Here is a 24,297-nt window from a genome sequence, read left to right as displayed (position 1 = left end):
TTAAAAAGTTAATTAGAGGTTAATACGTTAGTGTTAATCGCTTATACTAATCGGGAGGTGTTGTAGCACCTTCCGATTTTAACAATTGACAATTCTATAATTTGCAATGTTTACTTCATTTTTTTGTTCTGTTTTTTTTAAGTTAATTAATTACAATTTTATTGTTAATAATTTGGTATTCAATGTTATGTATTTTTTTAAAGTAATTTAAAACCTCTTCAATTGTTTCTTTTTCTACCTCAATAATTGTATTAAATGTTTCTTTTTCTTCTTGTTTATTAACTATTATTATTACATCATACTGGCGCTCCAACGTTTTCATAATATTGCGAAAAGATTCATTCTTAAATATTAAGCTTCCATTCATCCATGAAGTATATACAGTAGTATCTACTTTTTCTATTGAAATTGTCTTCTCGGTTCTATTAAAAGCGCCTTTAAATCCTGGTTTTAATAAAACTTCTTTCTTTTCTTCTTTATTAATTCCTAAATGGTTAATAGCCACAGAGCCACTTGTTAAAACTACGTCGGTATTATGTTCATCAGCATAATTAGAAACATTGAATTTTGTTCCTAGTACTTGTATATTTATCTCATTGGTAAAGACTAAAAAGGGATGTTCTATATCATGAGACACTTCAAAAAAAGCTTCTCCTTCTAAAAAAACCTGTCTATCCGTACCTTGAACAAACTGTGTTGGATACTTTAAAGAGCTGCCAGAGTTTAAGTATACTTCCGTACCATCAGATAGTTCTATATTATACCTTTTGCCATAAGGTACTTTTAGCGTATGATAAGCTAACTTATTAGGTTGTAAAGGCGATTTGTATTTGATTTTTGCCCCTTTTTGAATTCCTAAAATATCACCTTTTGAGTCCGTAATATTAGAAAATCCACTCTCAGAGAGTTCAATAATTTCATCGTCTTCTAGTTCAAGAACAATCTTTTTTTCAATAGATGATTTCGCTAAATTAATTTCTCCATTAAAAAAACTTTGCTGTATAAAATAGCCTAGGCCAATGAACAAAAGAATAACAGCAGCATTTTTTAAGAAAACTCTTATTCTTCTTTGATAAAAAATATTCTTATCTGTTTTAATTCGTTTTAGTAATATTTTATTTAGTTCTGTTAAATCGGAATCATTTGCGCTCATAGTTAAGACATAGTTTGTTTTAATGAAGCTTTTAAAAATTGCCTCATTACCATGTTTTTTAATCCAAATATTAAGCTCATCTAATTCTTGAATTTGAATAGAATTATTTAAGTATTTTATTAATATTTTTTCAAATTTAGGCTCTAACATTTAAATCCCCTTTATATATATTACAAAGCTAAATTATAATACCCTTATTTTTTGGCGCTTTATTTTCTCAAATTGATATTTTTTATTAAAATAAAATGATTTATATATATTTACATTATGAATTTTAATCATAATTCAACTTTAATTAAATCTTTAAAGAAAGGCGATGAAAAAGCCTATACTTTTCTGTTGCAGAAATATCATAGAGGGTTGCAAGCCTACGCCCTAACCTTGGTTAATGACCAAGCTTTAGCAAAAGATATTGTTCAAAATGTATTTTTAAAAACTTGGGAATTTAGAAAAAAATTAAACGATAAGTTTTCTGTTAAAAATTTTCTGTATAAATCTGTGTATAATGAGTTTATAAACACGTACAAAAGGAATAAATCTAGCCAGCTACTACAACTAAAGTACTATAACGCGTTGACCGAAGTAGTGGAAGAATTAGACGAGAAAAAAGTAGAGAAGATGATAAATACCGTTACTTGTGAAATAGAAAATTTACCACCAAAATGCAAACAAATTTTTTATTTAAGTAAAAAAGAAGGGCTTACCAATGTTGAAATTTCTGCATATCTTAGTATATCCACCAAAACTGTTGAGGCGCAAATAACAAAGGCATTTCGCATTCTTCGATCAAAATTGGAAAATAAAATGGAAATCATACTATTTTACTTGTATAATAGAACACTACAAAAGAATTAAAGTACTTTAGACCTTTAACTGGCAGATTTTGTTAATCTGATGTTCCGTTTATAATCAGTTATATTTTTTTAGTCAAAGGCTAGTGACATTACCTAAATTTTTCTGTTTTTAGGTTTATCTTTTTTATGCTGCTCTACTCCTTATATTGCCGTCTAGCGTATGGAATATTGACTGAATTCTCTTTTTGGTAGGCTTAATTTACTTGCAGGCTGGCTGTCCTAGAGTTTGTAGAGTATTTTAATAGGAGTCAGGGTAAATTAAGAATTATAATATTTGTTCTTAACAATGAAATAACTTAAAAGTAAAACTAAGCTTACTATATGGGGATAATATATACGCATCTTTGTATGTATATTTTTCCTATGAAAATTATTCTTATCACTATATCGACTTGGATTATCCATTTTTTTATAACACAATTTGTTTCCTATTACTCTCCACTTAAATTTAAAAGATTCCCGAATAAGGAATCTAAACGTATTCTATGAAAAAAAGACCTGTTGATATTGTGGTCATTTCGGATGTGCACTTGGGTACCTATGGATGTCATGCCAAGGAGCTTTTAAAGTATTTAAAATCAATTAAACCCAAAGAGGTTATTTTAAATGGGGATATCATAGATATATGGCAGTTTAGTAAGCGCTATTGGCCAAAATCACATATGAAAGTTATTAAACTCATTATGGAGTGGATTTCTAAAGGAGTCAAGGTGCATTACATAACTGGGAACCATGATGAAATGCTTCGAAAATTTGTAGGTTTTAAATTAGGTTCTTTTACGATAGTTAACAAGGTATTACTTACTGTAGATGATAAGAAGATGTGGTTTTTTCATGGCGATGTTTTTGATGTTACCATGCAACATTCTAAGTGGATAGCCAAATTAGGAGCTAAAGGATACGATTTGTTAATTGTATTAAACAGAATGGTAAATTCTGTGAGTAAAAAATTTGGAAAAGGTCCAGTATCTATGTCTAAGAAAATAAAGAACAGCGTAAAATCTGCTGTAAAATTTATAAATAATTTTGAGCAAATTGCTGCAGATATAGCTATTGAGAATGAGTATGATTATGTAGTTTGTGGGCATATTCATCAACCAGAAATGCGAGAAATAAAAACAGCAAAGGGAGAGGTAATGTATCTAAATTCTGGAGATTGGATAGAGAACCTAACCGCATTAGAATATAATAATTCGGAATGGGTTCTTTATAAATACTTAGAAGATACTCTGGTAATTAATGAAGAAGAAGAAGAAGATTCGGAACAAATGGAGATGTTAGAAAAGAATCAGCTTTTTGAGAGTTTGGTTAAAGAGTTTCAAATTCTTAGTGAACCTAAAAGTCAAGACTAATTTTTATATTTTATTTTAATGAAGGTTTTATACGCTATTCAAGGTACGGGGAATGGGCATTTAAGTAGGGCAAGAGATGTTATTCCTGCTTTGCAAAGCAAGAATATAGATTTAGATATTTTGGTTAGCGGTACTCAAGCCGATATTAAAATTCCTTATGAAGTAAAATACCAGTTAGAAGGACTGAGTTTTATTTTTGGAAAGAAAGGAGGGGTAAATATGTGGAGAACCTATCTAAAGGCAAATACAGCTCGCTTGCAAAAAGAAATAAAAACTATTCCTATTCAAAAATATGATATTGTCATTAATGATTTTGAGCCTGTATCTGCTTGGGCTTGTAAACTTAAAAACAAGTCTTGCTTTAGTTTTAGCCACCAAGCTGCAGTATTATCGGCCAGTGCACCTAAACCTAAAAAAAATGACTTGTTGGGTAGAATGATACTTAAAAATTATGCACCTACAACACACCAATACGGATTGCATTTTAAGTCTTACGAAGAAAATATTTTCACCCCCATAATTAGAAATGATATACGAAGTTTAAAAACAAATAAGGGCAATCATTATACCGTTTATTTGCCAGCTTATAGTGATAAAAAAATAGCGCTGGTACTATCCAAAATTAAACATATTAATTGGCAGGTTTTTTCTAAACACAATACAACTCCATATTTTAAAGATAATGTTTCTATAGTACCTATAACTAATGAAGGCTTTATATATAGTATGGCTAATAGTCTCGGGGTACTTTGCGGTGCCGGTTTCGAGACCCCAGCCGAAGCGCTTTTTTTAAAGAAGAAACTCCTAGTAATTCCTATGAAAGGGCAATACGAACAACAATGTAATAATGCTGCTCTTAAAGATATGGGGGTTCCGGTATTAAAATCTCTTAAAGAAAAACATTTGGATAAAATTAGATCTTGGGTAGATTCTAACAAAATTATAGAAGTAGATTACCCAGAGGTTACGGATGTAATAATTAATAAGTTGCTCGAAGAAGCAGTGACTTTATAAGCTCTGCATGTTAAATTTATCAAACGAAAAAGATAGCCGGTTAAGTGCGGAAGATTTTGGAGCAAATTTCATTTGGGGAGTATCTACAGCAGCTTACCAAATTGAAGGAGCGCATAATATACATGATAAAGGAAAGTCGATATGGGATGTTTTTTCTTCAAAAAAAGGAAATATCTATCAAAACCAAAATGGTACTGTAGCATGTGATTTTTACTATAGATATAAAGAAGATATTCTTTTGATGAAATCTATGGGGATTAAAAATTTTAGGTTTTCCCTTTCCTGGTCTAGGTTACTGCCCAGTGGAGTAGGAAAACCTAGTAAAGAAGGAATACAGTATTATAATGATATAATTGATTTTTGTTTAGAATGCGGAATTACGCCTTGGATAACCTTATATCATTGGGATTTGCCACAAGTTTTAGAAGATCAAGGGGGTTGGGTAAATAGGAAAATATTAGAATGGTTTAAGGAATATGCGGTTCTGTGTGCTCAGAGTTTTGGTGATCGAGTAAAGAATTGGATGGTTTTAAATGAACCCATGGTTTTTACCGGAGCAGGTTATTTTCTTGGAGTTCATGCGCCAGGAAAAAAAGGCTTGAAACATTTTTTGCCTTCGGTTCATCATGCTGTTTTATGTCAGGCTATAGGAGGAAGAGTCCTTAGAGAAATGGTTTCCAAAGCTAATATTGGCACTACATTTTCTTGTTCACAAATAACGCCAAATAGCCAGAAAAAAAAGGATATTTCTGCGGCTAAAAGAGCAGATACAATGTTGAATAGGTTGTTTATAGAACCGTCTTTAGGAATGGGTTATCCTTTAGGAGATATTCCTGTTTTAAAAAAAATTAAAGAACTGGCGGAACCAGAAGATGAGCAGAATAGTATTTTTGAATTCGATTTTATAGGAGTGCAAAACTATACTCGGGAGATTGTAAAACATAGCTTTTGGGTTCCTTATTTAAAAGCAAAAATTGTAAAAGCAACAAAACGTAATGTGAAGATAACATTGATGGATTGGGAAGTATATCCTCCTAGTTTGTATAATATGATTGCCCAGTTTAGTGCATATCCTAAGGTAAAAAAAGTGATTGTCACAGAAAATGGTGCAGCTTTTAATGATGCTGTTGTAGATAGTAAAATTAAAGATGTGGAACGTATTGCATATCTAGAAGATTACTTAAAAGAAGTAAAAAGGGCTAAGGAAAATGGACTAAAGGTTGAGGGGTATTTTGTTTGGACATTTACGGATAATTTTGAGTGGGCGGAAGGCTATTATCCAAAATTTGGACTTGTGCATGTAGATTTTAAGACACAAAAAAGAAAGATAAAAGATTCGGGTTTTTGGTATAGCCGGTTTATTACATCTTCCTAAAAACAAAAAAAAACCGACGTTTCCATCGGTTTAAACTAGCTAACTCAAAAATACAAGAACGTTTCCTAAAATAGGACGCTGTAAAAGTAATCGCTAGTTAGCCTAGAGATGTTAACATATTATGAGGCTTAAGTTAAGCTTATTTAAAAGCGGATAAACCCGTTATATCTGCTCCGGTAATTAGTAAATGTATATCGTGTGTGCCTTCATAGGTAATAACACTTTCTAGATTCATCATATGGCGCATAATGCTGTATTCTCCCGTAATTCCCATGCCTCCTAATACCTGCCTTGCTTCTCTAGCAATTTTAATAGCCATGTCTACATTATTACGTTTGGCCATAGATATTTGAGCAGAGGTAGCTTTACCTTCATTTTTTAGTTGCCCTAACCTAAAAGCAAGTAACTGCGCTTTGGTTATTTCGGTAATCATTTCGGCTAATTTCTTTTGTTGTAATTGGGTGGCAGCAATAGGTTTGCCAAATTGTATGCGTTCTTTAGCATAACGTAAAGCAGTGTCATAACAATCCATTGCAGCACCAATAGCTCCCCAAGCAATCCCAAAACGGGCGGAATCTAGACAACCTAATGGAGCTCCTAAGCCCGATTTATTTGGGAGTAGATTTTCTTTAGGAACTTTTACATTATCGAATATTAATTCACCAGTTGCAGAAGCTCGTAAGGACCATTTGTTATGTGTGGTCGGGGTGGTAAAACCCTCCATTCCTCGTTCTACAATAAGACCATGAATTCTGCCTTCTTCATTTTTAGCCCAAACTACAGCAATATCGGCAAAGGGAGAATTCGATATCCAAAGTTTGGCGCCGTTTAAAAGATAGTGGTCACCCATATCTTTAAATTTAGTTTCCATACCACTGGGGTTAGATCCATGATTGGGTTCTGTTAAACCAAAACAACCCATCATTTCTCCTGTAGCTAGTTTAGGAAGGTATTTTTTTCTTTGTTCTTCGTTTCCGTATGTATAGATAGGATACATAACCAAGGAAGATTGTACTGAGGCTGTAGAACGTACACCACTATCCCCACGTTCAATTTCTTGCATTATTAAGCCATAACTAATTTGGTCTAATCCGGCACCACCATATTCCATAGGAATGTAAGGGCCAAAAGCACCTACTTCTGCCAAGCCTTTTATAATTTGATTTGGAAATTCTGCTTTTTGAGCATATTCTTCTATAATGGGAGAAACGTCTCTTTTTACCCATTGGCGCGCAGCATCGCGAACCAAAATGTGTTCTTCAGAAAGTAAATCATCTAAATTGTAATAATCGGGAGCTTCAAATAAATCTGGTTTCATAATACAATGGATTTCTACCAAAGATATATAAAGAAATATAAGATTACAATCGCACTTAGTTACATTTTTAAATAAAAATCCTTAGTTAGCTTTTTGTAAGCATTAGTATATTGGTGTCTTTCCTTTTCTATAACCAATTCGTTTATAGAAATTTTTGCTTTGCTAAAAGTAAATTCTAAAAGACTTCTTTTTATTTCGTTGCTAGGATTTCCTTTAACTCTTGTTATTCTTTTAGGAAATAAACCAAATTTTTCAGCAAGGGTAAGGAAATTTGTTTCTTCTTTAAATGGTATAATGGTGTTAAAAGAACCGTCTTTTGTTAGTAATTTAGAGACACCTTCGACTAACTCATTAAAAGGTAAGGAGGTGTTTTGTCTGGCTGTATCTCTAGCGTTATCTCCGCTGGCAACTTCTTCTATGTGGAATGGAGGGTTAGATACTATTACATGGTATAATTCAGATTCTTCAGGTTCTTCTTCCGTATATTCATCAACAAATTCATCGAAACCAGCATGAAAACAAAAAAGGCGGTCTCCCCAAGGGGAATTTTCAAAATTCTCTGTGCATTGCTCAAATGCATCGCCATCTAATTCTATTGCCTCTATATTTTCAGCAGAACTACGTTGAGCTAGCATAAGCGAAATAACCCCTGTGCCTGCGCCAATATCTAAAATAGAATAGGAGTTTGGGTTTACAGTTGTCCAAGCACCTAAAAGAACGCCATCGGTCCCGATTTTCATGGCGCAACGATCTTGTTGCATTGTAAATTGTTTAAACGAGAAGGGTTTGTTCATAATTTTAAAATTGAGGCAAAACTAGGAATAGAAAAATAATTAAAAAATATATTAGACCTGTATCTTCAGTAGAGAATTAATCTATAGAATTATTTAATATTATTTCTTTTACTTCGGCAATGTAGCTTCTTCCAATGGTATAACGAATACCATCAATTTCTACGCTATTACCCTCAACAGTATTTACTTTGTCTATAGCAATAGTATACGAACGGTGGATTCTAATAAATTTATCAGAAGGTAGTTCATCTGTAAAACTACCTAAGGTTTTATGTACAATGTATTTTGCGGAAGTCGTTTTAATACGTATGTAATCTTTTAAACTCTCTATAACGACAATCTCGTCTAGATACACTTTTTGCATTTTCTTTTTGTCGACTTTAACAAATATGCTTCGTTTTTCAGAAGTGCTATTGTGATCGGGTTTTGTTATTCCTTGTTTTAGAGATAATATTCTGTGTACAGCTTTTAAAAATCGAGGAAACGGAATAGGTTTTACTAGATAGTCTATAGCCTGTAATTCAAAACTTTTAAGAGCATATTTTTCATGTGCCGTAGTAATAACTACCATAGGCACTGTGTTTAAGCTCTGTAAGAACTCTAGACCATCTAAAATAGGCATGTTAATATCTAGAAAAATTAAATCTATTTCGTTGTTCTGTAAAAAAGAGGAGGCATCTATAGCGTTAGAAAAGGTTTTTTCTAGCTCTAGTTCTTTTACTTGTGATATATAGTTTTTTAGAACATTAATAGCTAATGGCTCGTCATCAATAATTATTGCCTTTAATTTAGTCATACTTTAAGCTTAAGAATAGCGTGAAACATATTTTCCTTTTCAAAAATAGAAAGATCATAATCTTTACGACCATAACCCAATTCTAACCTCTTTTTTACATTAGAAAGACCGATTCCTCCGCTCCTTGTAGGAATTATATTGTTTTTGTTTTTTTCAGGTATGGTGTTTATTACGCTAAAGTATAAAAAATCATTTTCAACTTTAATCTCGATATTAATATGCATTTTACCAATGTTTTTACTGGCCCCGTGTTTAAAACAATTTTCTATTAAAGGAACTAGTAACATGGGAGCAATAGTATGATTTTCTAAACTTCCTGAAATACTCATATCTATTTCTAGAGAATCATCAAATCGGATTCTTTCTAAATCTATATAATTTTGAATACATTCTATCTCTAACGTAAGGTCTTGTCTTCTTTTATTAGTGGCATAGAGCAAATAACGCATTAATTCGGATAGTTTTAATACTACCTGTGGAGCTCTGTCCGATTTTTCTAAAGTTAAAGAATAAATGTTATTAAGTGTGTTAAAGAAAAAATGTGGGGATACTTGGGAGCGTAAAAATTTTAATTCGGTGGTTAATTGTCTTTTTTCTAAGTCATGTAATTTGCTACTTTCTTTAAGCCAATCTATTGTAATTTTAATTGCGGTTACAAAAGATACAACATAGAACTCTCCTAGCATGGTGGTAATGGCATAAGTAAGGGTAAAACCGCCTTGGTCAGAGGGTCCTTCTGGAAAAACATTAGTACTAACTAAGGTGTAGGTAAGACTATATTTTAATATCAGCATTATAAAGAGAACTAATAGTACCATTACTGCATATGCAAAGTATTTTCTAGCATATACAAATTTTGGCATTAGATAATACACGTTAAAATAAGCCAATGCCATGTGTATGGGGAAACCAATTAAATTAGTTTTTAATGAATACAATAAGTCATGATGTATACCCCACCACCTTAAAACATTAAAAGCCACATATATTAACCAAAAAGCAATATGGTGCTTGTAGTTAATATTATAGTTCTTATAGGGAGTTTCTTTCAGGAATCCTTCTAAATTATTATGGGCAGGCATAGGCAGTAGTAAAATTGGTTTACTTGACGTTTAGCTCTAGAGCAAAGTTGTTGGTCTAATAATATTCTCTTTGATTGTAAAAATAGTCACATTTATAATTACAATAGGTATAGATGCTTTGTTTTGAATTTCATCTGATGCTAAAGTAATGAAAAAGAGTAATAACAAATTTAAAGTACATAAGGAATGAATATAATCGATGTATCGATAATAGTACTATATGTACTTTTAACTTTAGTAGTTGGTATTTGGGTTTCTAAAAAAGCATCTAAAGGGTTAAAGGCTTATTTTTTAGGAGGTAATAATATAAAGTGGTACTACTTAGGTTTAAGTAATGGTTCTGGAATGTTTGATGTTTCTGGAACTGCTTGGATGGTTGGGTTGCTTTTTCTTTATGGCGCAAAAAGTTTTATGTTTATGTGGCTTTGGCCAGTATGGAATCAGATTTTTGTAATGATGTTCTTGGCTGTTTGGATTAGGCGGTCTAATATTATGACGGGGTCTGAGTGGATATTAACGCGTTTTGGTGACGGTAAAGCAGGTAGGGCATCGCATAGTATAGTAGCAGTTTTTGCTGTAGTTGCAGCAATAGGGTTTATTGCTTATTTTTTTGAAGGTGTAGGGAAATTCATGACAGTAATTTTGCCATGGGATATTGCGCTGGAAATTGGTGATGTAATGTTATTAAGTTCGGAGCAATCTTATGCTTTAATAATTATATTTCTTACCACAATTTACACCATTAAAGGAGGTATGTTTTCTGTGGTTGCAACGGAAGTATTGCAATATGTTATAATGGTAATTGCAGGTATTTTAGTTGCTGGGTACGCATTTGTAGCGATTTCGGATGTAGAAATAGATGCGATTATATCTACAGAGTGGAGAAATGTTTTTTTTGGAGCAGAGTTGGAACCTCATTGGAGTCTTAAGTTTCAGGCCTTTAATAATTTAATAGATTCTGAAGGGTACAAAATGTTTGGAGCCCTAATAGGAATGTCTCTTTTTAAAGGATTTTTTGCTAGTGTTGCTGGTCCAACGCCTAGTTATGACTTGCAACGTATTTTATCTACCAAGTCTGTTAAAGAAGCTGCTTATATGGGTGGTTTTACCAACTTAATATTGTTTATACCAAGATATTTGCTAATATCTGGTATTGTGGTAATCGCCTTGGTGTTTCTTGGGCCAGAAATGGCTGCAAACCCTAATTTAACTGGTGCAGATCTGGAGGTTATTTTACCTAAAGTAATTAATAATCATATTCCTGTAGGTATAAAAGGTCTTCTCTTAGCAGGCTTGCTTGCCGCTTTTATGTCCACTTTTTCGGCTTTCGTAAATGCGGGGCCTGCTTATATTGTAAATGATATTTATAAAAAATATTTTAAGCCAGAGGCAAGTCAAAATCACTATATAAAAGTAAGTTATTTGGCTTCTTTTGCTGTAGTTGGTTTAGGTGTAGTCATGGGGTTCTTTGCCGATTCTATAAACTCTTTAACTTTATGGATAACAAGTTCCTTATATGGGGGTTATGTTGCGGCTAATTTTTTAAAATGGATATGGTGGCGTTTTAATGGTTGGGGTTATTTTTGGGGTATGTTTTCTGGTTTGGTAATTGCAACGTTGCAGTTTGGTTTAGGTCAAAATAAAGCTAATTTTATTGAAGGAACACTTTGGTATGATCTAACTCATATTCATGCTATTTATTTATTCCCAATCATTTTTGGAGTTTCTCTTTTGGGTTCCTTTTTGGGGACACTTTTAACCAAGCCTACAGATATGTCGGTACTTAAGAATTTTTATAAAGACGTTCGCCCTTGGGGTTGGTGGAATCCTATTTATAAAGCTCTGAAATTAGAAGATGATAATTTTAAAAAGAATACAGATTTTGGGTTGGATATGATGAACTCTCTTATCGGAATTATATGGCAATCTAGTATGATTGTAATGCCAATATACTTTGTGATACGCGATTACCCTAAAACATGTATATCTTTAGCTGTTTTCTTAATTACTTCCTTGATATTAAAATTTACATGGTTAGATAGAGTTAGGAAAATACCCAATTAAAATGCGTAAATTATAATTTTAAAATACAAAAAAGTGAATACAATTCCTTGGCAAGAAAAACCAGATGGGTGTACAGATGTAATGTGGCGCTATGCTAGTAACCCTATAATTAAAAGAGATGCTATACCAACATCAAACAGTATCTTTAATAGTGCCGTTGTGCCTTTTAAAGATGGTTATGCAGGTGTGTTTAGGTGCGATAATAAAGCAGTGCAAATGAACATCTTTGCAGGATTTAGTAAAGATGGTATTCATTGGGATATTAATCACCAGCCCATTAATTTTGGAGAGGGAAATACAAGTATGATTGAATCTGACTATAAATATGACCCGCGAGTTACTTTTATAGAAGATAGATATTGGATTACCTGGTGTAATGGGTATCATGGACCTACTATCGGAATTGGATATACCTTCGATTTTAAAGAATTTTTTCAGTGTGAAAATGCATTTTTGCCTTTTAACAGGAATGGTGTTTTATTTCCAGAGAAAATCGATGGAAAATATGCTATGTTAAGTAGACCAAGTGATAATGGGCATACTCCTTTTGGAGACATATATGTAAGTTTTAGCCCTGATATGAAATATTGGGGAGAGCACCGCTGTGTTATGAAGGTTACTCCTTTTCCAGAAAGCGCTTGGCAATGCACTAAAATTGGAGCAGGGCCTATTCCTATACCAATAGAAGAAGGTTGGTTAATGCTTTATCATGGTGTAATACATACCTGTAACGGGTTTCGATACTCTATGGGTGCCGCCATCTTAGATAAAAACAACCCTAGTAAGGTTACATATAGAACCAAACCATATTTGTTAGCTCCTCAGGAGATATATGAGTGTGTAGGTGATGTTCCTAATGTTGTTTTTCCATGTGCAGCTCTTCATTCTGTAGAAGAAGATAAGTTGGCAGTATATTATGGTGCCGCAGATACGGTAGTAGGATTAGCTTTCGGAAAATTATCAGAGGTTATTGCCTTTACTAAAGAAAATAGTATTTAAAATGATATCTATGTTTAGTCCATCTTTAACTAAAAAAAAATTAATTGCTTTTTTATTATTCTTACTCTATGTTGGCGGCGCTTTTTTAATAGCGCAAAACGAACCAAGGTCTTATGTAGCAAATAAGGTTATAGGTAAAATAAACATAGACGGTAAGGCAGATGAATCTTCTTGGCAAAAAGCCAAATGGACAAATACCTTTATAGACATTGAAGGAGTTAAAGTACCTAAGTACAAAACACAGGTAAAAATGCTTTGGGATGATGTTAATCTCTACTTTTTTGCACAATTAGAAGAACCCCATGTTTGGGCTTCTTTAAAACAAAGGGATACCATCATTTTTTATAACAATGATTTTGAGATTTTTATAGATCCAGAAGGAGATACTCATAATTATTACGAATACGAAATGAATGCCTTAAATACTATTTGGGATTTGTTTTTGTCTAAACCTTATAGAAATAATGGTAGGATATTAGGCGGTTGGGATTTTAAAGGATTACAATCTGCTGTGCATGTGCAAGGAACACTTAATAATCCAACAGATATAGATAAAGGTTGGTCTGTTGAAATAGCCATTCCTTGGTCATTTGTAACGGAGCCAGGAGGAAAAACTAAAATTCCTAAAAATGAATTTTGGCGGATTAATTTTTCTAGGGTAAACTGGGATTTTAGCCTTAATAAAGGTAAGTACGCTAGAAAGAAAGATAAAAAGGGAAATTTTTTGCACGAAAATAATTGGGTTTGGTCACCACAAGGAGTCATTAATATGCACGAACCAGAACATTGGGGTTATGTTTATTTTTCAGAAGAAGAAGTAGGGGTAAATACATCTTTTACAATTCCTAAGGATGAACATATTAAATGGTATTTATATCAGTTGTTCAGAAATTATAGTAAGGATGGCAAAGCAGATTTAAAAATAGGAAAGTTAATTCTAGGGGAATATATAATACCGGATATCCATACGTATGAATTTGGATGGACAATCTCCGTAAAAAGCCCTTTTACAAATAAATTATTAAGTGTTACTAACGAAGGAAAATTTAAAGCCCAGTAGAATGATAAATAATAGACTTTTTAAAATAGGTATAAGCATCGTCCTTTTATTTGTTGGTGTTTCTTGTAAAACTACAACTAAGGAAAAAGAAGATATTACACATCAGGCAGAAAAGAAGGCAGATTTTAAATACTGGACCTGGATAACTGCTAGCGAAGAAATGACTGATTCGGCATATAGAGCAGATTTTAAAAAATATAAAGCTAATGGGATTGATGCCGTTTTAATAAATACTTATGCAGATGCTCAGGTTTTAACTAAAATTGTTCCTTTTGCTAAAGAAGAAAATTTAGAAGTACATGCTTGGATGTTTACGGTTAATCGTCCAGGAGATAAAATCGCAGAGCAACATCCAGAATGGTATCAGGTTAGTCGCGATGGAAAATCGTGTTATGATGAACCTCCTTATGTAACGTATTACAAGTGGCTGTGCCCTACTCGGGAAGATTCTAGAAGTCATATTTTAAGTTTAGTAGAAGGGCTTGCGAAAGTCGAAGGGGTGGCAAGCGTACACCTTGATTATATACGATATTCAGATATTTTCTTACCCATAGGTTTACTTCCTAAATATGATTTAGTTCAAAATACGGAATTGCCAAGGTTCGATTTTTGTTATTGTGACACTTGTGTAGCAGAATTCGAAAAACTACACCATAAGAATCCTAGAGACTCTAAAGATCCAGCGATAGATATGGAGTGGAAAAATTTTAGATTAAATAAGGTAAAATCTATTGTTAATGAGGCTTATACAATCGCCCATGATAATGGAAAACTATTAACTGCAGCTGTATTTCCTTATCCTGAAATGGCAGATCATATGGTGCGCCAACGTTGGGATAAATGGAATGTAGATGCCGTTTTACCTATGATTTATAATAATTTTTATAATGAAGAAATAGATTGGATTGGGTATGCTACAAAACAAGGTGTAGCAGATTTAAAAGGAAAGAATACTGCTTTGCACACAGGAGTGTATGTTCCTCCTATGACCCCAGAGGAGTTAGGTTTGGCTATTAAAATGGCGAAAGACAATGGTGCTGCTGGTATTTCTTTTTTTGATGGAGGAGCAATTACTCCCGAGCAATTGGCTGTAATAAAAGCTTCTAAAAACTAAATTTTATATGAAGGTTTGGATTAAAAAATATAGTGGTTTTTTAATTTTCTTGTTGCTTTTTGTTGGCTGTAATGAGCTGGAGGTTAAGGAACATAAAACCAACCAAAGATTAACACAATATGTAAACCCATTTATTGGAACGGATGGGCCAGGTAATACGTACCCTGGAGCAACGGTACCATTTGGTATGGTGCAATTGAGCCCTGATATTGGGATTCCTGGGTGGGATAGAATTGCAGGTTACTATTATCAAGATAGTATAATTACGGGATTTTCACATTTACATTTAACAGGAACAGGAGCTGGGGATTTGTGTGATATTTTGGTAATGCCCACCAATAGTAAATCATCAAAAAGGATAAAAGAGAATAATTTTAAGCCTTTTTCAAAATTCGACCACAAACAAGAAACGGCTTTTCCAGGGTACTATTCTGTTAATTTGTTAGACTATGATATTACGGCAGAAATGACTGCAACAAAGCATGTTGGTGTGCATAGATACACGTTTCCTAAGGACAAAAAATCGAGCATTCATGTGGATTTAGGGTACGCAATAAATTGGGATAAACCAACCGGTTGGTTTATTGATGTTGTTAATGATTCTACTTTACAAGGTTATAGAATGTCAACTGGTTGGGCAAGAAACCAAAAGGTATATTTTGAAATGCAATTCTCAAAACCTTTCGAATCTTATGAAATTAATGAGGTCGATAAATCAAAAATTGTATTACAATATAATATCAAACAGGAAGAAGCCATAACCGTTAAAACCGGATTGTCATCCGTGAGTTCCAAGGCTGCAGGGAAGGCAATTGTAATCGAGGCAGATAGTAGTTTTGATACGATTAAAACTACTGCTGAAAATGCATGGGAAAGAGAATTACAAAAAGTAGAAATCACCTCGGATAACCAAAATAAGAAAACTATTTTTTATACAATGATGTATCAATCCATGTTAGCGCCAACATTGTATGGAGATATTAATGGAGATTATAAGGCTGCAAATGATGCAAACGGGAAGTATAAAAAAGGAAAAGATACTATTGCTACGGCAATCGATTTTGTTCGTTATGATACATTTTCACTTTGGGATACTTTCAGAGCAGCGCATCCATTGTATACTATTTTGCACCAAGAGAAAATTCCAGATATTGTAAAATCTTTACTGGCACACTATAAAGAAACAGATATACTTCCTGTTTGGTCTATGCAAGGAAGTGAAACTAATATGATGATGGGCTACCATGCAGTTCCTGTAATTGTGGATGCTTATTTTAAAGGTTTTAAATTTAATGTGAACCTCGCTTATGAAGCCTGTAAAGCAAGTGCAATGGTTAGGGGTCGTAAGATTGGTGTCTATCAAGAATTAGGATATGTACCAGTAGATGAAGAACATGAAAATTGGTCTGTTTCTAAAACTATGGAATATGCGTATGACGATTGGTGCATTGCTATGTTCGCAAAGGATTTGGGTAAAGAAAAGGATTATCACTATTTTTTGAAACGCTCAGAAAGTTGGAAAAATTTATACAACACAAAAAACTCATGGTTGCAACCAAAACACACATCGGGAGCTTTTGTAACCCCTTTTGTTCCCAAAGAGTATTCGCCTTATTATTGCGAGAGTAATGCTTGGCAATATTATTGGTTTGTACCACAAGATATAAATGGTCTTATTTCTAAAACAGGAGGTAAAGACCGTTTTGAGCAGAAATTAGATTCTATGTTTAGTTATTTTCCTGAACCAGAAGATAAATTACCTCTTTTTAGTACGGGTATGATTGGGCAATATGCACATGGCAACGAACCTAGCCATCATGTTGCATATTTGTATAATCATATAAATAAACCAGCTAAAACTCAGAAATTAATACGACAAATTTTAGAAGAGCAATATAAGAATGAACCGAATGGACATTGTGGAAATGAAGATTGCGGACAGATGTCGTCTTGGTATATTTTTAATTCACTAGGGTTTTATCCTGTAAATCCTGCTCAAGGAGTTTATGATTTGGGAATACCGTTGTTTAAAGAAGCAAAAATAAAAGTTAACGGAGATAAGTTCTTTAGTATTAAGACCGAAAATTTTGGAAATGAAAATAACGTAGTTAAACAAGTTTCTTTAAATGGAGAAGTGTTACAAAGAGCATTTATAACGCATAAAGAAATTATGAATGGAGGAGTTTTAATATTTACAATGACAAGTGATATAGAGCAAGCAAATGAGAATCCATTGCAAGCGGCAGAGGTAAATAAAATATATTAGTAAACTACCTCGGGATAATCCCACGAGGCATTCGTAGGAAAACAGCTTTAAAATTTAGAGGTAAGCCTCGGAGCATTTAAATCTCGATTATCGAGTAAAATATATCAAATTAAAATAGCTCTTTCTAAAAAGCAAAGAAAGATCTAGTTGCTTTAAAGAAATTTAATGTAATAAGAGTGGGTATAGTATATAAACTTGTTAAAGGATACGGATTTGAACTTTAACCTTTCTAATGGGAACCCCTGAGAATCCATTTCTAGAGCCCTACAGGTTTAAAAGAAGTATATAATGGAGTGTGTAAATGGATAGAGAATGCTTCTGAGACACCAAAGGGATTTAAAAAAACTAAAGAAATAGTTTTATAAATTTAAGATAATACCAACATCTAAATAAAGGAGTACTAATATATAATAGAATAACAAATGAGATTTTTTTACAAAAGTATAGTTTTAGTGCTAGTCGTTGTTTTAGCGTCCTGTTCAAAAAGCAAAGTTTTTACTGAAAATGATATACAAATCATCCCAAAACCAGCATCATTAAAATTAGAAACAGGCACATTTTTGTTTAATGAAAATACCCAATTTTTAGCAGCCAATACAACGCAAAAGGAAATTGCAATGGCGCTGGTAAATAAATTTAAAAAAGCTACTGGTTGGAGCCTTGAGATAGTAGATACAGAGCCTAGGGGTAATTTCATTGAATTTGTTCTCGATAAAAATCTTGAAAATGAAGTTTATGAATTAATGGTGACATCAAGTAAAATAACAATAAAATCAAACGGGAATGCAGGGTTTATATATGGGTTAGAGTCCGTACGTCAATTGTTACCAGTTGCAATAGAAAGTAAAGAAAGTGTAGCTAATATAGAATGGGTAATTCCTAATTTAACAATTAAAGACCAACCACGTTTTCAGTGGAGAGGGTTAATGTTGGATCTATCTCGTCATTATTTTAATAAGGAGTATATAAAAAAAATAATAGACGGTTTGGCAATGCATAAAATGAATGTTTTGCATTTGCATTTAGTGGATGATCAAGGATGGAGAATTGAAATTAAGAAGTATCCAAAATTAACAGAAGTAGGAGCATATAGAGTAGATCAAGAAGATTTAGCTTGGAATGCAAGAGTAACTGTTGATCCAAATGAAAAAGGAACCTACGGAGGATTTTTGTCTCAAAAAGAATTGAAAGAATTAGTGAAATATGCACAATCTAAAAATATAGAGATTGTTCCAGAAATAGAAATGCCAGCCCACGTGACAAGTGCAATTGCATCTTATCCACATTTATCTTGTTTGGATAAACCAGTAGGTGTACCATCTGGAGGATTGTGGCCAATTACAGATATTTACTGCGCAGGAAAGGATAGTACATTTGAATTTTTGGAAGATGTATTGACAGAAGTAATGGAAATTTTTCCTTCAAAGTATATCCATATAGGAGGAGATGAAGCTACGAAGACCAATTGGAAAGTATGTTCACACTGCCAAAAGAGAATGAGAAATGAAGGTTTAGATAATGTAGAAGAATTACAAAGTTATTTTGTAAAAAGAATAGAGAAATTTATCAATGCCAATGGTAAAAAATTAGTTGGTTGGGATGAAATTTTAGAAGGTGGATTGGCTCCAGATGCTACAGTAATGAGTTGGAGAGGTGTAAAAGGTGGCGTACAGGCAGCAAAGGAGGGTCATGATGTTGTAATGACTCCAGGGACTCATTGTTATTTTGATCATTACCAAGGGCCTCAAAATGACGAACCACTTGCTTGGGGAGGTTTTACACCCTTAAGTAAGGTATATACTTTTGACCCTATTGTAGATTCTATGACGCCAGAACAAGCAAAACACGTTTTAGGAGGTCAGGCAAATCTTTGGTCAGAATTTGTTCCTACAGAAGCACAGTCAGAATATATGATTTTTCCAAGAATCGCAGCATTAGCAGAAGCAGTTTGGAGTCCAAAAGAATGGAGAGATTGGACGGACTTTTCGGGTCGTATAACTACAATGTTCAAGAGATACCAATATTTGGGTATTAATTATGCAAAGAGTGCTTATTTGGTTACTTCAGATACTCAAATAAATATGAAAGAAAAAACGGTAGAGGTATTGTTAAAGAATGAATTTCCGTTTGGAGATATTAGATATACACTTGATGGAAGTGCATTAAGCGCTACTTCAAAAAAATACGAAGGAGCATTAAAAATGTCTAAAACAACACGTATAAGAGCAGGTTTATTTAAAAATGGAAAACCAGAGGGGAAAGAGTTTGATGAAACAGTCAAATTTCATAAAGCAATTGGTAAAAAAGTAACTTATAAAGAAATTTATCATGAAAGTTACAAAGGAGCAGAAGAATTCGGAATGGTAAATGCTTTAAGAGGGACTAAAAATTTTCATGATGGTCAATGGCAAGGATGGTTAGATACCGATATGGAAATAAGTATTGATTTAGAGAGAGAAGAAACAATACATGAGGTTGTTGTAGGATCTTTGGAAAATCAAGGTTCAGGAATTTATTTCCCTATAGCAGTAGAAGTTTTTATTTCTAAAGACGGTGTTTCTTATGAAAGTGTAGGGGAAATAAAAAGAAGTTTTATTCAAAATTTCTCTTCAGAATTAAAAGATTTTACCCTAAGCTTTAAAGAGTCTAAAGCAAGATTTGTAAAAGTTGTGGCAACAAGTTTAAAAGAAGTTCCAGAAAATGGAGGGGCTTGGTTATTTATAGATGAAATTTTAGTTGAATAAGTTATGATACAAAAAATCTTTAAAATATCGCTTTCACTGGTGCTTTTAATTTTATTTTCATGTGCTAAACAAGTAAAAGTAGTAAGTGCAGTTACAGCAAAAGAAGATAGTGTTGTAGATTATGTAAATCCACTTATGGGAACAGATTCTTCGTTTGAATTATCTAACGGGAATACCTACCCTGCCATCGCAACGCCTTGGGCAATGAATTTTTGGACACCTATGACGTCAAAAATGGGAGATGGATGGACGTATAAATATGATGCCACCAAAATAAGAGGGATAAAACAAACCCACCAACCAAGTCCGTGGATTAATGATTATGCAGCATTTTCCTTAATGGCTGTTACGGGAGATTTAAAATTTGAAGAAGAGGAACGTGCATCTTGGTTTTCTCATAAAGCAGAAACAGTAAAACCCTATCATTATAGTGTGTATTTAGCCGATTATGATATTGTTGCCGAAGTAACTCCAACAGAAAGGGCTTCCCAATTTAAGTTTACGTTTCCAGAATCGGAGAAATCCTATATTATGTTGGATGCTTTTTTTAAAGGATCCATGGTTAAAATTATTCCTGAAGAACGAAAAATTATCGGCTATTGTAGAAATAATAGCGGTGGTGTACCAGAGAATTTTCATAACTATTTTGTGGCTGAGTTTGATAAAGATTTTGAAGCAAACCATACTTGGAATGACGGTTGGGAATTGATGGAGAATTCTATAAATAGCAAAGGAGAACATGTTGGCGCTATAATTGGATTTAAAACAAAAAAAGGAGAAGCAGTACATGTTAAAGTAGCATCCTCATTCATAAGTCCAGAGCAAGCACAATTAAACCTCGATAGAGAAATAGGTAAAGATACTTTTGAGCAAACTAAAGTAAAAGCAAAAGAAGCATGGGAAACAGAATTAGGGAGAATTGTAATTGAAGATGGTAACATAGATAACCTTAGAACTTTCTATTCTTGTTTGTATAGAGTTTTATTGTTCCCTAGAAAAATGCATGAATATAATAAGGAAAATAAAATAGTACACTACAGCCCTTACAATGGAAAAGTACTTCCAGGGTATATGTTTACGGATAATGGATTTTGGGATACCTTTAGAGCCGTATTTCCATTTTTTAATATGATGTATCCAGAATTAAATGGGCAGATAATAGAAGGCTTGGCTAATACGTATAAAGAATCGGGCTGGCTACCAGAATGGGCAAGTCCGGGGCATAGAGATTGTATGATCGGATCTAACTCTTCACCAATAATAGCAGATGCCTTTTTAAAAGGAATAAATGTGGGTGATACAGAGGTATTGTTGCAGGCAATGATACAAAATGCAACTACTACAGACGATAGACCATTATCTAACGGAAATACAATAAGATCGGTTGGTCGTGAAGGGATAGATTATTATAATAAACTAGGTTATGTGCCTTATAATGTTGGTATTAATGAAAATGCGGCAAGAACTTTAGAGTATGCGTATGCCGATTTTACTATTGCACAAATGGCAGAAAAACTTGGTAAAAAAGAATTAGCCACTACTTTTTATAAGCGATCTTTAAATTATAAAAATTTGTTTGACCCTTCTACAAAATGGATGCGAGGAAAAAATGAAGATGGAAGTTTTCAGAGCCCTTTTAATCCATTAAAATGGGGAGATGCTTTTACCGAAGGGAATAGTGTTCATTATACATGGTCTGTGTTTCATGATGTTCAAGGCCTTATAAATTTAATGGGAGGTAAAGAGAATTTTGTTTCTAAATTAGATGCCGTTTTTACTATGCCACCAGATTTTGATGCCTCGTATTACGGGCAAACCATTCATGAGATTAGGGAAATGCAAATTGCCAATATGGGGAATTACGCGCATGGAAATCAACCCATTCAGCACATGATTTATTTATATAATTATGCTAACGCATCTTATAAAGCACAAGAAAAAATTAGAACGGTGCTTACGAAACTATATGCTCCTACTCCAGATGGGTATTGTGGCGATGAAGATAATGGGCAAACATCCGCTTGGTATGTGTTTAGTGCTTTAGGATTTTATCCAGTTACACCAGGAGTGGATCAATATGTTATTGGAAGCCCTTTGTTTAAGAAAGCAACCTTAAAATTACAAAACGGAAATACTTTTGTAATTAATTCAAATAATAACTCAAAAGATAATTATTATATAGATGCTGCGTCATTAAACGGAAAGCCTTATGGAAAGACCTTTATTAAATTTGATGCTATACAAAAAGGAGGGGAATTAGACTTTGAGATGTCATCAATACCCAATAAAGAATGGGGAAAAGGAGAAGACGCTATTCCATATTCTTTAAGTACAAAGATGGAGTAGTTAAGTTGGTATTATAAGGAAAAAATAGTTTGTGTTTAGTAGAATTAAATAGTGTCGCGCTGTTTTTGTGATAGGGCGTACTTGCCTATTTTTAACAACAAAAAACGAATATTTTATTCCTGCTAGGGGGGCTAAATCGAACAATAATGGGGCATTTTCAGGTAAAATCAGAGCTTTTGTTTTACGAAAAGGGTAAATGCCAGAGAATAAGGAGTACCTGCTAGGTGTGCAAGTAGGAGCTGTTTCATTATGCTAATTTTTTGTATTAAGATTAATCTCCTAATTGTTTCATTTTGAATTTTTCAATTTCTGCAGGAGTATGTTCATTTTTCATAACAGTTTCGATTTGAGAAATAATATTTGGATGTAAATTAGATACATCATTTTTTTCAGTGGGGTCTACGCTTAAATCATATAATTCAATTGTAAGATTTCCTTTAAGAATATTTTTACGAACGCCTTTCCAATTACCCATTCTAACAGCTTGCTGCCCTTGATAACTTGGGAACTCCCAGTACAAAAAATCATGCTGTTTTTGTTTTGGTTCTCCTAGTAACGTTGGTAAAAAACTCAAACCATCAATATCTTCTGGGATTTCAGTTTTTGCTAATTCCCCTAATGTAGGCATTACATCCCAAAATGCGGATATATGATTTGTACTACTTCCTTTCTTAATTTTACCTGGCCAACTAGCAATCATAGGAACTCTAATACCACCTTCATAAGTAAAACCTTTTGTTCTGCCATAATCGTTTGAAAAAGGGCGTGCACTATTAAAATATTCCGCATCTACACCTCCTGTATAAGACGGGCCATTATCACTCGTGAATATAATAAGTGTGTTTTCATATAAGCCTAGCTCTTTTAGTTTAGTTACAATCTCTCCAACTTGGTCATCTAAATAAGTAATCATACCAGCATATGTAGCTTTAGGGTAACGATTAGGGAAATAGCCTTTATCCCCTAAATACGGTTTTTCATCACCAAAAATTTTCACATAGTCATCTACATATTTTTGTGGTACTTGAAGTGGTAAATGGGGTAAAGGAGAAGCATAATACATAAAAAAAGGAATTTCTTTATTGTTTTCAATAAAATGTAGCACTTCTTCTTGCATTTTTGCTGGAGCATAATCTTTTTGGTCGTATTTCTTATAACTTGCTAATAACATACGGTTAGCATCTTTGTCTAATTTAGTATTTGGAGCAATTAGTTCGTTATTCAACCATTCTTTTTTTTCGTTTTTCCATAAATGCTTAGGGTATAATTGATGCGCTTGTCTTTGGCAGTTATAGCCGTAAAAAAAATCGAAACCACTTTTGTTGGGTATGCCTTGGGTAAGTGGAGCTCCTAAGCCCCATTTACCAACAATTCCTGTTTTGTATCCCGCGTTTTGCAGAACTTCCCCCAGAGTTGTAGTGGTGTTTAATATTGGGCGTTGCCCTTCTAAATTTGGGTCATTTACTGTTTTTTCATAATTCCAAACGTCGCCTCTTTCTACCCATTCATCATTAGATCTTATGCGTGCATGCCCAGCATGTTTACCTGTTAATAACATGTACCTAGATGGAGCACATACAGGCGCACCAGCATAGTGTTGTTTAAATAACATGCCGTTAGCAGCTAGAGCATCAATATTAGGTGTTTTAATTTTTTTTTGCCCGTATATTCCAAGTTCACCATATCCTAAATCGTCAGCGAGAATATAAATAATATTAGGTTTTTTCTCTTCTTTTATAGCCGATTTACAGCTAACAATAAGTAGTATGCTAGTAAATACCAAAAATATTTTCATAGGTTGTCTTTTTATTTTGTAATTATTTCATCGCTAAAAAACTAAGCAAAATTTTCTACACACGTAAATCTTTTAGGCAATTACGAATACCTTACTATGGTAATTTTGAATGCTTTTTTTTGATATACAGCAATTGATTTCATCGCTTTTAAACTCTAAATATTTCTTTTC

Annotated in this window: 17 protein-coding genes; 11 read left to right on the top strand and 6 right to left on the bottom strand. The window is 33.3% G+C overall.

Going from position 1 to position 24,297, the window contains the following annotated elements:
- Positions 1-142: 142 nt before the first annotated feature.
- Complete coding sequence (locus QZZ51_RS02735; RefSeq protein WP_291865540.1) at positions 143-1,303, bottom strand: FecR family protein; 1,161 nt, start codon at positions 1,301-1,303, stop codon at positions 143-145.
- A gap of 117 nt (positions 1,304-1,420) precedes the next feature.
- Between QZZ51_RS02735 and QZZ51_RS02730 the strand changes: the two genes are divergently transcribed.
- The 4 genes from QZZ51_RS02730 (at position 1,421) to QZZ51_RS02715 (ending at position 5,748) form a co-directional block, all read left to right on the top strand.
- The gene (locus tag QZZ51_RS02730; RefSeq protein WP_291865538.1) at positions 1,421-2,008 is read left to right on the top strand and encodes a sigma-70 family RNA polymerase sigma factor; all 588 of its coding nucleotides are present in this window, start codon (positions 1,421-1,423) and stop codon (positions 2,006-2,008) included.
- Positions 2,009-2,492: 484 nt separating this feature from the next.
- A complete protein-coding gene (locus QZZ51_RS02725; RefSeq protein ID WP_291865536.1) occupies positions 2,493-3,359 on the top strand; it encodes a UDP-2,3-diacylglucosamine diphosphatase in 867 nt (288 codons plus the stop codon).
- An 18-nt stretch (positions 3,360-3,377) separates the two neighbouring features.
- Complete coding sequence (locus tag QZZ51_RS02720; RefSeq protein WP_291865533.1) at positions 3,378-4,373, top strand: glycosyltransferase family protein; 996 nt, start codon at positions 3,378-3,380, stop codon at positions 4,371-4,373.
- Positions 4,374-4,380: 7 nt separating this feature from the next.
- Positions 4,381-5,748 (top strand): GH1 family beta-glucosidase, encoded by a 1,368-nt coding sequence (locus tag QZZ51_RS02715; RefSeq protein ID WP_291865530.1) that lies wholly within the window; start codon positions 4,381-4,383, stop codon positions 5,746-5,748.
- Between the two features lie 139 nt (positions 5,749-5,887).
- Here the strand turns inward: QZZ51_RS02715 and QZZ51_RS02710 are convergent, their stop codons facing one another.
- The 4 genes from QZZ51_RS02710 to QZZ51_RS02695 form a co-directional block, all read right to left on the bottom strand.
- Complete coding sequence (locus QZZ51_RS02710) at positions 5,888-7,066, bottom strand: acyl-CoA dehydrogenase family protein (protein WP_291865527.1); 1,179 nt, start codon at positions 7,064-7,066, stop codon at positions 5,888-5,890.
- Positions 7,067-7,125: 59 nt separating this feature from the next.
- Positions 7,126-7,860, bottom strand: coding sequence for a methyltransferase (locus QZZ51_RS02705; protein ID WP_291865525.1), 735 nt, complete (start codon positions 7,858-7,860; stop codon positions 7,126-7,128).
- A gap of 76 nt (positions 7,861-7,936) precedes the next feature.
- Positions 7,937-8,656 (bottom strand): response regulator transcription factor, encoded by a 720-nt coding sequence (locus tag QZZ51_RS02700; RefSeq protein ID WP_291865523.1) that lies wholly within the window; start codon positions 8,654-8,656, stop codon positions 7,937-7,939.
- Complete coding sequence (locus tag QZZ51_RS02695; protein ID WP_291865519.1) at positions 8,653-9,738, bottom strand: histidine kinase; 1,086 nt, start codon at positions 9,736-9,738, stop codon at positions 8,653-8,655. Before QZZ51_RS02695 ends, QZZ51_RS02700 begins: the two co-directional genes overlap by 4 nt.
- Positions 9,739-9,924: 186 nt before the next feature.
- Between QZZ51_RS02695 and QZZ51_RS02690 the strand changes: the two genes are divergently transcribed.
- The 7 genes from QZZ51_RS02690 to QZZ51_RS02660 all read left to right on the top strand — a co-directional run bounded on the left by QZZ51_RS02690 (position 9,925) and on the right by QZZ51_RS02660 (position 22,331).
- Complete coding sequence (locus tag QZZ51_RS02690) at positions 9,925-11,802, top strand: sodium:solute symporter family protein (RefSeq protein ID WP_291865516.1); 1,878 nt, start codon at positions 9,925-9,927, stop codon at positions 11,800-11,802.
- A gap of 33 nt (positions 11,803-11,835) precedes the next feature.
- Positions 11,836-12,801: a glycoside hydrolase family 130 protein gene (locus tag QZZ51_RS02685; protein WP_291865513.1), complete on the top strand. Its 966-nt coding sequence runs from the start codon at positions 11,836-11,838 to the stop codon at positions 12,799-12,801.
- Positions 12,802-12,811: 10 nt separating this feature from the next.
- Positions 12,812-13,861 carry a carbohydrate-binding family 9-like protein gene (locus tag QZZ51_RS02680; RefSeq protein WP_291865511.1) on the top strand — a complete coding sequence of 350 codons (1,050 nt, stop codon included), beginning with the start codon at positions 12,812-12,814 and terminating at the stop codon, positions 13,859-13,861.
- A gap of 1 nt (position 13,862) precedes the next feature.
- The gene (locus QZZ51_RS02675; protein ID WP_291865508.1) at positions 13,863-14,975 is read left to right on the top strand and encodes a hypothetical protein; all 1,113 of its coding nucleotides are present in this window, start codon (positions 13,863-13,865) and stop codon (positions 14,973-14,975) included.
- Positions 14,976-14,982: 7 nt separating this feature from the next.
- Positions 14,983-17,241 (top strand): GH92 family glycosyl hydrolase, encoded by a 2,259-nt coding sequence (locus tag QZZ51_RS02670; protein WP_291865505.1) that lies wholly within the window; start codon positions 14,983-14,985, stop codon positions 17,239-17,241.
- A gap of 422 nt (positions 17,242-17,663) precedes the next feature.
- Positions 17,664-19,985, top strand: coding sequence for a family 20 glycosylhydrolase (locus QZZ51_RS02665; RefSeq protein WP_291865502.1), 2,322 nt, complete (start codon positions 17,664-17,666; stop codon positions 19,983-19,985).
- Between the two features lie 3 nt (positions 19,986-19,988).
- Positions 19,989-22,331: a GH92 family glycosyl hydrolase gene (locus tag QZZ51_RS02660; RefSeq protein ID WP_291865499.1), complete on the top strand. Its 2,343-nt coding sequence runs from the start codon at positions 19,989-19,991 to the stop codon at positions 22,329-22,331.
- Between the two features lie 271 nt (positions 22,332-22,602).
- On the opposite strand, the gene QZZ51_RS02655 is transcribed toward QZZ51_RS02660, so the two are convergent.
- Positions 22,603-24,126: an arylsulfatase gene (locus QZZ51_RS02655; RefSeq protein WP_291865496.1), complete on the bottom strand. Its 1,524-nt coding sequence runs from the start codon at positions 24,124-24,126 to the stop codon at positions 22,603-22,605.
- Positions 24,127-24,297 lie beyond the last annotated feature (171 nt).

It is taken from the genome of Maribacter sp., assembly GCF_016744255.1.
GTDB lineage: Bacteria > Bacteroidota > Bacteroidia > Flavobacteriales > Flavobacteriaceae > Maribacter_B.
This window is presented reverse-complemented; position numbering and strand designations above follow the sequence as displayed.

What these genes read in the sequence shown, in the direction of transcription:
- QZZ51_RS02735 (WP_291865540.1), bottom strand. Translation starts at nt 1,303, where the DNA reads ATGTTAGAGCCTAAATTTGAAAAAATATTAATAAAATACTTAAATAAT.
- QZZ51_RS02730 (WP_291865538.1), top strand. Translation starts at nt 1,421, where the DNA reads ATGAATTTTAATCATAATTCAACTTTAATTAAATCTTTAAAGAAAGGC.
- QZZ51_RS02725 (WP_291865536.1), top strand. Translation starts at nt 2,493, where the DNA reads ATGAAAAAAAGACCTGTTGATATTGTGGTCATTTCGGATGTGCACTTG.
- QZZ51_RS02720 (WP_291865533.1), top strand. Translation starts at nt 3,378, where the DNA reads ATGAAGGTTTTATACGCTATTCAAGGTACGGGGAATGGGCATTTAAGT.
- QZZ51_RS02715 (WP_291865530.1), top strand. Translation starts at nt 4,381, where the DNA reads ATGTTAAATTTATCAAACGAAAAAGATAGCCGGTTAAGTGCGGAAGAT.
- QZZ51_RS02710 (WP_291865527.1), bottom strand. Translation starts at nt 7,066, where the DNA reads ATGAAACCAGATTTATTTGAAGCTCCCGATTATTACAATTTAGATGAT.
- QZZ51_RS02705 (WP_291865525.1), bottom strand. Translation starts at nt 7,860, where the DNA reads ATGAACAAACCCTTCTCGTTTAAACAATTTACAATGCAACAAGATCGT.
- QZZ51_RS02700 (WP_291865523.1), bottom strand. Translation starts at nt 8,656, where the DNA reads ATGACTAAATTAAAGGCAATAATTATTGATGACGAGCCATTAGCTATT.
- QZZ51_RS02695 (WP_291865519.1), bottom strand. Translation starts at nt 9,738, where the DNA reads ATGCCTGCCCATAATAATTTAGAAGGATTCCTGAAAGAAACTCCCTAT.
- QZZ51_RS02690 (WP_291865516.1), top strand. Translation starts at nt 9,925, where the DNA reads ATGAATATAATCGATGTATCGATAATAGTACTATATGTACTTTTAACT.
- QZZ51_RS02680 (WP_291865511.1), top strand. Translation starts at nt 12,812, where the DNA reads ATGTTTAGTCCATCTTTAACTAAAAAAAAATTAATTGCTTTTTTATTA.
- QZZ51_RS02675 (WP_291865508.1), top strand. Translation starts at nt 13,863, where the DNA reads ATGATAAATAATAGACTTTTTAAAATAGGTATAAGCATCGTCCTTTTA.
- QZZ51_RS02670 (WP_291865505.1), top strand. Translation starts at nt 14,983, where the DNA reads ATGAAGGTTTGGATTAAAAAATATAGTGGTTTTTTAATTTTCTTGTTG.
- QZZ51_RS02665 (WP_291865502.1), top strand. Translation starts at nt 17,664, where the DNA reads ATGAGATTTTTTTACAAAAGTATAGTTTTAGTGCTAGTCGTTGTTTTA.
- QZZ51_RS02660 (WP_291865499.1), top strand. Translation starts at nt 19,989, where the DNA reads ATGATACAAAAAATCTTTAAAATATCGCTTTCACTGGTGCTTTTAATT.
- QZZ51_RS02655 (WP_291865496.1), bottom strand. Translation starts at nt 24,126, where the DNA reads ATGAAAATATTTTTGGTATTTACTAGCATACTACTTATTGTTAGCTGT.